A 348-nucleotide genomic window follows, 5' to 3' on the forward strand; every position below is an offset into this window, starting at 1 on the left:
GGTCTGCAGCGAGGAGTCCTCGACCGCGTTGAACTTCACCGTGACGCTCTGGCCCGCGTAGGCCGACAGGTCGATGCTCTTCTGGGCGTAGCCGGTGGCGGCGTTGGTGTTCGAGTAGGTCGCGACCGAGGTGCCGTTGACGGTCACGGTCAGCTTGTCGTAGGCGGTGCTGCCGGTCTCGGCGGTGTCGATGTGCAGCCAGAAGCTCAGCGTGGCCTTGCACCCGGCCGGGACGGTGACGGTCTGCGAGAGGCTGTCGGTGTGGCTGGAGCCGTAGCCGTCCATCCAGGCCTTCCAGGAGCCGCCGTGGGCGGCCTGGGAGGAGGAGTTGTCGACGACGCCGGAGGA

The 348-nt window shown here is 68.1% G+C and carries 1 pseudogene; it reads right to left on the reverse strand.

The features are described 5' to 3' along the window. A pseudogene (locus OO57_RS38055) lies at nt 1–348 on the reverse strand (M4 family peptidase); the annotation flags it as partial.

Source organism: Kitasatospora phosalacinea (genome assembly GCF_000717185.1).
In the GTDB taxonomy this organism is placed as follows: domain Bacteria; phylum Actinomycetota; class Actinomycetes; order Streptomycetales; family Streptomycetaceae; genus Kitasatospora; species Kitasatospora phosalacinea_A.